Origin of the sequence: Acinetobacter sp., assembly GCF_045628685.1 — a bacterium.
GTDB lineage: Bacteria > Pseudomonadota > Gammaproteobacteria > Pseudomonadales > Moraxellaceae > Acinetobacter.
Map to the genome: position 1 here is coordinate 25058 of NZ_JAZQPV010000016.1, position 9174 is coordinate 34231.

The window sequence follows — 9174 nt, forward strand, 5'->3', positions numbered from 1 at the left end:
TTTAAAATAGTATTTTCTTTATCGATGGGTATGAATCGACATCACAATGCCCATACTTGCCAATAACGAAATGACGGCTGAACCACCATAACTCATCAGCGGCAATGGATCTCCCGTAACAGGTAAAATCCCGCTTGCCATTCCTGAGTTTAAAAACACAAAGAAAAAGAAGGTTAATCCAATGGTTCCGGCAAATAAACGACCAAAATTATGGAAGCTATTCAAGCCAATCATTAAACAACGAATAATAATGGCGGCAAAAAGACTGAATAATAAAAATACCCCGATAAAGCCATATTCTTCAGCATAGGCCGACATAATAAAGTCAGTATGATGTTCAGGCAAGTAACCCAAATGCGACTGCGTCCCTGTCAAATACCCTTTTCCGGTTAAACCGCCAGAACCAATAGCAATTTTTGACTGAATAATATTCCAGCCTGCACCCAACGCATCCGATTCGGGATCAAACAAAGTTAAAACCCGTTTTTTTTGATAGGTCTGTAATAAGAACATCCAGATTAATGGAGCCGCAACTGCCAAAGCCGTTAATGCACCCAAAATGAGGCGCCATGACATCCCACACAGAAATAAGGCAAAAATACCGGGAATAATGAGTCCAATATTCAGGTCGGGCTGCAAAGCCACCAGTACGAAAGGAAACAACATTAATAACAGCCCAATCACAATCTGAATAAATGTAGGTGGGAAAGCACGACGCGAAAAAAACCAGGCCATCATTAGCGGCATGGCAAATTTCATAATCTCGCTAGGCTGCATACTACCAATCCCAGGTATAGTGAGCCAACGCTTGGCACCTAGCCGGGTATCACCAATAATCAGCACCAGTACCAGCAATACAACGCCCAGTATATAAAAATAAGGACTCGCTGCCTGATAAACTTTTGGCGGAATCTGCGCACAGATAAACATGATAATAAAGCCAATACCGAAGCTTGTAGCTTGGCGGATAACCATGCTGTTATCTTGCATGGTTGCGCTATAAACCACCATTAGTCCCAGCACTGAATTCAATAAAAGAAAACAAAGTAACCATGGATCTAAATGTAATCTAGCCCATCTGGATGAATCATGTTTAATGCTTCTACCATCACGTAAAGAGTGACGTAAAAAACGATACTGGGATGATGGTATCATTTGAAATATGTGAGTGTTTAAATACGATGGTAAAGTATAAATTTAAAGCCAGCCAGATAATACATCTGAAGCCAGTTTTTATTTTATTTTTGCGAGGATAAAATCAATTTTGCCAATTCCAAATCATCAGCATAGGTAATTTTGATATTGTCTGAACGACCTTGAACCACTTTCACAGTTTCGCCCACATACTCCAAAGCACTGGCTTCATCCGTAATCGTGACGCCATCCTGCAACGCTTTTTCAATCGCGTGTTTCAATAGACCCAATTTTGAAATTTGCGGTGTCTGTGCTTGCCACAAATACTCCCGGCTCACAGTTTTATCAATATTATTTTTTTGTTTAACAAATTTTAAGGTATCACGCACAGGAATTGCCAAAATCGCACTACAATTTTGTTGTATTGTAGTATTCACTAAACGGTTTAAACAATCTTGGGTAACACAAGGACGTGCAGCATCATGCACCAAAACCAAATCTTCAGGTGAAGCAATTTGACTTAAATACGTCAGCGCACTCAGAACAGAATTAACCCGTTCTGCTCCACCCACACAAAAATGAGCTTTACCAGGCTGAGTCAAATTTAAAGTTTTCGCAACTGAATCATCTTCACTCATCGCCAACACATAACCCGACAGCGGTAACTCGTTCAAACGGCATACTGTATGTTCTAATACAGTTTGACCTTGAATCATTTGATACTGTTTCAGTTCAGTTTTAGAAAAACGACTTCCCGAACCCGCAGCAGGAATAACCGCCCAAATTTTATGGCGCATTTGATGGGGCTGTGCCTCTGCCATCTTCATTTGTTCTTAAATCCACTTTGGCATTTGGGTCGATATAAATCGGTTTATAGTGCGTACCAATCATGCTCATTTGCACAAAAGTTTCATGCGGTTTAACCAAACCCAGATCTAAACGCGCATGCTCTTCAATGGCCTCAATACCATTTTTCAGGTCATAGACTTCAGCGGCCAACACCCGGTTACGTTCTTTTAATTCCGTATTTATTTCTGTTTGTTGTTGAATTTTTTGGGCTAATTGTTGATGGTCATGATAACCACCTTCCCCAAACCAGAATAAGTACTGAAACCCTGCGATCAAAATGATCGCAAGGCCCAATAATACTTTACTCACAGTGGAGTTAAATATACTTAATATAAGTCGCATTAGTCGCTTAGTTCAAACCTTTGAATTCAGCTTTACCGCGATATGCAGCATGAGTCAATTCTTCAATACGAAGCAATTGGTTATACTTAGCAACACGGTCAGAACGGCAAAGTGAACCAGTCTTGATTTGACCCGCTGCTGTACCTACTGCAAGATCCGCAATGGTAGAATCTTCAGTTTCGCCTGAACGGTGTGAAATCACAGTAGAGTAACCATTTGCTTTCGCAAGATAGATCGCGTCTAAAGTTTCAGTCAAGGTACCGATCTGGTTATATTTGATCAGAATCGAGTTACCAACTTTCTCATTGATACCACGTTGCAGGATTTTAGGGTTGGTCACGAACAAGTCATCACCCACCAGCTGGATCTTGTCGCCAAGAATCGAAGTCAGGTAAGACCAGCCTTCCCAGTCAGATTCATCCAAACCATCTTCAATCGAGATAATTGGGTACTGGTTTACCAGACCTGCAAGGTAGTCAGAGAACTGGTTGCTTGTGAACGCTTTGTTGCCTTCGCCAGCAAGAATATATTGACCATCTTTGTAGAATTCTGAAGATGCGCAATCAAGTGCAAGCATGATGTCAGAACCAGCTTTGTAACCAGTTTGACCAATCGCTTCAAGAATAACCGTGATTGCTTCTTCGTTAGAACGAAGGTTTGGTGCAAAACCACCTTCATCTCCCACTGCAGTGTTTAAACCTTTTTTGTTTAAAACTGATTTTAGAGAATGGAAGATTTCCGCGCCGGCACGAAGTGCTTCAGAGAATGAAGTGAAGCCAACTGGCTCAATCATGAACTCTTGAATATCAACATTGTTGTCTGCATGTGAACCACCATTGATGATGTTCATCATTGGTACAGGCATCGTCAAAACAGATTGACCACGTAAATCTGCGATGTATTGAAAAAGAGGAATTTTCTTTTCAGTCGCTGCTGCACGTGCTGCTGCCAAAGAAACTGCTAGGGTTGCATTAGCACCCAGTTTTTCTTTGTTTTCAGTACCGTCAAGCGCGATCATTGTGTTATCAATGTCTTTTTGATCGAATACTGATTTGCCTAATAATACATCACGAATTAACGTATTTACGTTATTAACAGCAGTGCGAACACCTTTACCTAAGTAACGAGCTTTATCACCATCACGAAGTTCTAAAGCTTCACGAGAACCAGTTGAAGCACCAGATGGTGCACATGCACGGCCAACTACGCCAGATTCTAAGATTACGTCTGCTTCGATGGTTGGGTTACCACGAGAGTCCAAAATTTCACGTGCACGAATGTCAACGATTTGACTCATGAACAATTCCTCAGTTGATTGAATAACTAGATGCTATTAAAAGCATCAATGAGTATCTAACTTTTTGAATCCTTTAACCAAAGTATCCAATTCTTTTAATTGCGCCAAGAACGGCTCAAGCTGTGACATACGCAGTGCGCATGGACCGTCACATTTTGCATGTTCTGGATCTGGATGAGCTTCCAGAAATAAACCCGCCAAACCGGTTGCCATACCTGCACGTGCCAGCGTGGTAATTTGCGCACGGCGTCCACCTGCAGAATCTGCACGACCGCCTGGGGTCTGAAGCGCATGCGTTACATCAAAGAATACAGGGACATCCATTTCTTTCATGATGTCAAAGCCCAACATGTCTACAATTAGGTTGTTGTAACCAAATGCCGAACCGCGTTCACAAATAATCAGTTTGTCATTTCCTGCTTCCAAACACTTATGCAAAATATGGCGCATTTCATGGGGAGCAAGAAATTGTGCTTTTTTGATATTAATGATGGCATCCGTTTTTGCCATGGCTTCAACGAGGTCAGTCTGGCGACTCAAGAACGCAGGTAACTGAATAATATCAGCCACCTCAGCGACAGGCGCAGCTTGGTAAGGTTCATGTACATCGGTAATAATAGGTACATTGAAGTGTTTTTTAATGTCTGCTAACCACTCAAGACCTTTCTCCAGACCGGGGCCACGGAAAGAGTGCAAACTGGAGCGATTGGCTTTATCAAAACTTGCCTTAAATACATATGGGATATCTAAACGTGTGCAGATATCAACATAAGTTTCAGCAATTTCAAAAGCTAAGTCTTTAGATTCAAGTACGTTCATGCCGCCGAATAATACAAATGGCAAGTGGTTTGCCATTTGTATATCGCCTAAACGTACAATTTCTTGTGGTTTTAATTGTGACATTTAAACTTCCTAGTTTATTCCTGGAGCAACATTATTTTGTTTTTTGATACTGTTTTTTAGCAGCGTCAATAAAGCTAGCAAATAATGGATGTCCATCACGTGGAGAACTTGTAAATTCCGGGTGGAATTGTACAGCAATAAACCAAGGATGTTGAGGAATTTCAACAGTTTCTACCAAATGTTGTACTGGTGAATAACCTGAAATTTTCATGCCCTTTTCTTCAAGCACAGGAATATAACGGTTGTTCATCTCATAACGGTGACGGTGACGTTCAATAATGTCCGCACTACCATACACTTCACGAGTTTTAGTACCTTCAACCAATTCTGATTTTTGGGCACCCAGACGCATTGTTCCACCCAGATCCGATTCAACAGAACGTTGTTGAACTTCACCACGTTCATCTAACCATTCAGTAATTAAACCAATCAATGGAGATTTAGTTGAACGGTTAAATTCAGTTGACGTCGCATCAGTAATACCGGCAACATTACGTGCATATTCAATTACTGCAAGTTGCATACCTAGGCAAATACCCAAGAACGGAACACCGTTTTCACGTGCAAATTGAATCGCCTTCATTTTACCTTCAGTACCGCGTTCCCCGAAACCGCCTGGCACTAGAATTGCGTCAGCATCTTTCAATACTTCGTTCACGTCTTGGCTTTCGAGCTCTTCAGCATTGACATAATCAATCTGAACTTTAACGCGGTTTTTAACCCCAGCATGCAAAAGTGCTTCATTTACAGATTTATAAGCATCTGGAAGTTCAACGTATTTACCGACCATCGCTACACGAACTGTATATTCAGGATTAAATAATGCTTCAACGACATTATCCCAATCTGAAAGATCAGCTTCTGGAAGATCGTTATAACCAAAACGTTCACAAATTAAATCATCGACATTTTGTTCGTAGAAAGTACGTGGAATTTGATAAATTGAACGCGCATCTTTACAAACAACCACAGCACGCGCCTGAACGTTAGTGAACAATGCAATTTTACGTGTAGTGTCTGCATCAACATCATATTCTGTACGGCAGATCAAAATGTCTGGCTGAATCCCAATCGACAAAAGCTCTTTTACAGAGTGCTGTGTTGGTTTGGTTTTAAGTTCAGCAGCAGATTTAATATATGGCAATAATGTTAAATGCATCAGCATAGTACGGTTATGACCAAGCTCAACCATTAACTGACGAACAGATTCCATGAATGGGAGAGATTCAATGTCACCTACTGTGCCGCCAATTTCAACAATTGCAACGTCATAGCCTTCACCTGCGCGAAGAACACGTTCTTTAATATTATCCGTAATATGTGGAATAACCTGAACAGTACCACCCAGGTAATCACCACGACGTTCTTTATTGAGTACGTCTTGATAAACACGGCCTGAAGTGAAGTTATTCAGTTTGGTCATTTTCGCACGACGCAAGAAACGTTCGTAATAACCCAAATCTAGGTCAGTTTCAGCACCATCCTCTGTGACAAAAACTTCACCATGTTGGAAAGGACTCATTGTCCCCGGATCGACATTAATATATGGATCCATTTTGACCATGGTTACTTTTAAACCACGGGCTTCTAAAAGTGCAGCAACTGAAGCAGCTGAAATACCTTTACCTAGTGATGAAACTACACCACCAGTCACGAAAATAAAATGGGTCATTGGGTTTCTCGTACAATCGAGCCTAAATCGGCCTGCAATGTTGCGCAATTTTACTTTACTCTGTACCTATAAAGCAAAGTCATTCCGCATCAATTCAAAGAACAATAAACAATTGGCTATTCTATCAGCATTTCCGATAAAAAATTAGGGGCACCTGAGAGGATTTTTATATTCGTATTTGCTGTTATAATGCTGACATCCTATTAATGCTTTGTTTTGTGCAATTATGAATAAAAATTTTTTGATTTGTGGCGCTATTGCAGCAGCTTTATTATTAACAGCGTGTGTAAAAAAAGAAGCACCGAAGGAAGATGAACAAGAAAAAGTTGAGACCACTCAACAAATTGAACAAGTGAATAAACCTGTTCAATTAGAACCATTAGATACTCCTGAAAATACACAAGCTGAAACTCCTGCACAGGTTGAAGTAGAACGTCAAGAAACTGCGAACACGACAACTGTCATTCGTCGTGAAGTGTCTCAAGCAACCTCTGATACCACTCCAAAAGCGGAAGTACCGAAAGCCATGGCACCAAAAGCCGATGCGCCTAAAACGGAAGAAAACCCGACTCAAGCAACGCCGTCTAAATCAAATTCTGCTACCCAGTCTGAAGATGATGCAGTTGCGGCGGCAATTGCGGCGGCAACACCCGCGCTTGAAAAATAAGTTTGATTTTAGCCTAAATGCAAAAAACCCAGTAAAATTACTGGGTTTTTTGTAAAATTTTTTACACTATTTAAGAGCGAATCTGAGTAACTAAATTTAAAATTAAAGACCAAGTAGAGATTGGAATACAGTTAAAAAAGTTCTTTATCATTGAGGAGAAAAAAGTTTTATTTTCCCTCAAACAACAATAAATAAGTATTGAGTGTATTAAAGCTTTTTATAAATTTAAGAATATCCACGATATTAACCTGCCAAGATTATATTTTTACATATTACAATATTATACAATATCTAATTATATATACTTAAAAACATGAATGTTAATTAATCAAAAGAACTCTTAGTCCTTTTTAATAGAGATGTTAAATTTATTGAGTTTCTCTGGGAAACTCATCACCCCTATATTTTTCTTAAAAAAATATAATGAAATTTGCACCTCCCTTTATGAATACGGATTTAGAGTATTAAATCAGTCACTTTCAAGTCAAAATATTGATAATTTTAGGACTTTTAATCCATGCTAAAAAAATGTTGTGATTTACTCGAACTCAAAAATTTAAAGATTGCCTTTATTGAAAGTGCAAGCTCAGGCTATCTTTCGAGCCAATTTTCAATTTATAAGAACAGTGGTGCAGAGATTCTGTTGGGTGGGCTGGTCAGTTATGATCCTTCTATCAAGATTGATATCCTGAATATTGATGCTGAGCTTATAGAAAAATATACGGCTGAATCTGCCGAAATTACAGAGGTCATGGCGATTCATGGGAAAAAACTATTTACTCAAGCAGATATTGTGGTTGCTTGTACCGGCTTACTTAAACCTGGTGGCAGTGCAACAAAAACAAAACCCGAAGGCACATTTTTTATCTCAATTTTATATTTAAATAAAACACACAACTTTCATTATTTTATTAATGGAACACCTTTACACAGACTGTCGGTTTTAACCCATTATATTGCAGTGGAAATTATTCAACTGATTAATAGAGCTTAGTTATGTTGAAATTCAAAACTTTTATATTCGCTTTAGCACTGTTCGCCGCAGCAGTTTTGCAACTGTAGGAGGACCTCAAAATCTGGAATTTCTAGGTTATGATGCCAAAGATCAAAAAGTCTATTTGTTAAAACATTATGAAGATGGCCGCGGTCGCCTGCCACAACTCTATTATTATCAATTTAAAAACAACAAACAGCTGAAAAACTCATTCAGGTCAATTCACTCTATCTCAATCCAAAAACCAAGAAAATTGATTACGATCAAGACAACACTCAATTCAATCAAGCTATTGTAAAAATTAAAAAAAGAGTGATTCCTTTAATTGCTATAAATAAAGTTTCAGCTAAAGTTCAAATTTTGAAAAAAACACGAGTACAAAAATCGGTAAATCCTGAATTTGACGATTTAATCACGGAATATCAATATCGTTATAAGGTAACCACTCTGCAATTAAGCAGTTTGCAACATACAGCTGTAGCATATAAACCTTATTTAAATATTTCACAATTATTTAAAATTCCACAACATAATATAATGGTTGTAGCGATTAAATCCTTAGGAATTCCTTTTGAAACAGGTTATACCCTTGAAGATCCCATTTTACTTACACTTAAAAAATAAAAGCCTGAAAAAGACCTAAAAACTAAAACCTCCGAAGAGGCTTTATGAAAAATTATAAATTTATGCTGCTGTACGATCTGCAATCGGCACAACTTTACGCAGTTCTGGACCGGTATAATCTGCACTTGGACGAATGATACGGTTATCTGCACGCTGCTCCATCACATGCGCTGCCCAGCCTGTCACACGACTCATCACAAAGATAGGCGTGAACAGTTTGGTCGCTATACCCATAAAGTGATATGCAGATGCATGGAAGAAGTCTGCATTACAGAATAATTTCTTCTCACGCCACATCACTTCTTCACAGCGTACTGATACTGGATAAAGTACTGTATCACCTACGTCTTTTGCTAAACGCTCAGACCAGATTTTGATGATACCATTACGCGGATCATTGTCTTTGTAGATTGCATGACCAAAGCCCATGATCTTTTCTTTACGCTCAAGCTTGCCGAGCATTTCACGTTCAGCTTCATCGGCTGATGTCCAGTTTTCGATCATTTCCATCGCAGCTTCATTGGCACCACCATGTAGTGGACCACGAAGTGAACCAATCGCACCGGTAATACATGAATGCATATCAGATAAGGTCGAAGCACATACACGTGCAGTAAATGTTGAAGCGTTAAATTCATGCTCAGCATAAAGAATCAGCGATACATTCATCACCTGTTCATGCAATTCATTCG

Annotated in this window: 9 protein-coding genes and 1 pseudogene; 3 read left to right on the forward strand and 7 right to left on the reverse strand. The window is 39.3% G+C overall.

Annotation, left to right across the window (positions count from 1 at the left end; all coding sequences use genetic code 11):
- Nucleotides 1–18: 18 nt before the first annotated feature.
- From rodA to ACKI4H_RS02740, 6 genes are all read right to left on the reverse strand, one after another.
- Entirely contained in the window at nt 19–1155 is a 1137-nt protein-coding gene (gene rodA / locus ACKI4H_RS02715; RefSeq protein WP_407303716.1) for a rod shape-determining protein RodA, read from the reverse strand.
- 83 nt (nt 1156–1238) lie between these two features.
- The gene (gene ispD, locus ACKI4H_RS02720) at nt 1239–1955 is read right to left on the reverse strand and encodes a 2-C-methyl-D-erythritol 4-phosphate cytidylyltransferase (protein ID WP_407303738.1); all 717 of its coding nucleotides are present in this window, start codon (nt 1953–1955) and stop codon (nt 1239–1241) included.
- Nucleotides 1921–2325: a cell division protein FtsB gene (gene ftsB, locus ACKI4H_RS02725; RefSeq protein ID WP_407303719.1), complete on the reverse strand. Its 405-nt coding sequence runs from the start codon at nt 2323–2325 to the stop codon at nt 1921–1923. The genes ispD and ftsB overlap by 35 nt, the downstream gene beginning before the upstream one ends.
- 7 nt (nt 2326–2332) lie before the next feature.
- Nucleotides 2333–3622 carry a phosphopyruvate hydratase gene (eno, locus tag ACKI4H_RS02730; RefSeq protein WP_407303720.1) on the reverse strand — a complete coding sequence of 430 codons (1290 nt, stop codon included), beginning with the start codon at nt 3620–3622 and terminating at the stop codon, nt 2333–2335.
- Between the two features lie 45 nt (nt 3623–3667).
- Complete coding sequence (kdsA, locus tag ACKI4H_RS02735; RefSeq protein WP_407303723.1) at nt 3668–4525, reverse strand: 3-deoxy-8-phosphooctulonate synthase; 858 nt, start codon at nt 4523–4525, stop codon at nt 3668–3670.
- Between the two features lie 31 nt (nt 4526–4556).
- Complete coding sequence (locus ACKI4H_RS02740; RefSeq protein WP_407303724.1) at nt 4557–6197, reverse strand: CTP synthase; 1641 nt, start codon at nt 6195–6197, stop codon at nt 4557–4559.
- 226 nt (nt 6198–6423) lie between these two features.
- On the opposite strand from ACKI4H_RS02740, the gene ACKI4H_RS02745 reads away from it, so the two are divergent.
- The 3 genes and pseudogenes from ACKI4H_RS02745 (at nt 6424) to ACKI4H_RS02755 (ending at nt 8482) form a co-directional block, all read left to right on the forward strand.
- Nucleotides 6424–6864: an internalin gene (locus ACKI4H_RS02745; protein ID WP_407303727.1), complete on the forward strand. Its 441-nt coding sequence runs from the start codon at nt 6424–6426 to the stop codon at nt 6862–6864.
- 517 nt (nt 6865–7381) lie between these two features.
- Entirely contained in the window at nt 7382–7858 is a 477-nt protein-coding gene (locus ACKI4H_RS02750) for a CinA family protein (protein ID WP_407303729.1), read from the forward strand.
- Nucleotides 7859–7860: 2 nt separating this feature from the next.
- Nucleotides 7861–8482, forward strand: a pseudogene (locus ACKI4H_RS02755) (aminotransferase).
- A gap of 60 nt (nt 8483–8542) precedes the next feature.
- Here the strand turns inward: ACKI4H_RS02755 and ACKI4H_RS02760 are convergent.
- Nucleotides 8543–9174: citrate/2-methylcitrate synthase (locus ACKI4H_RS02760; protein ID WP_407303731.1), on the reverse strand; the 632-nt coding region annotated here is incomplete at its 5' end.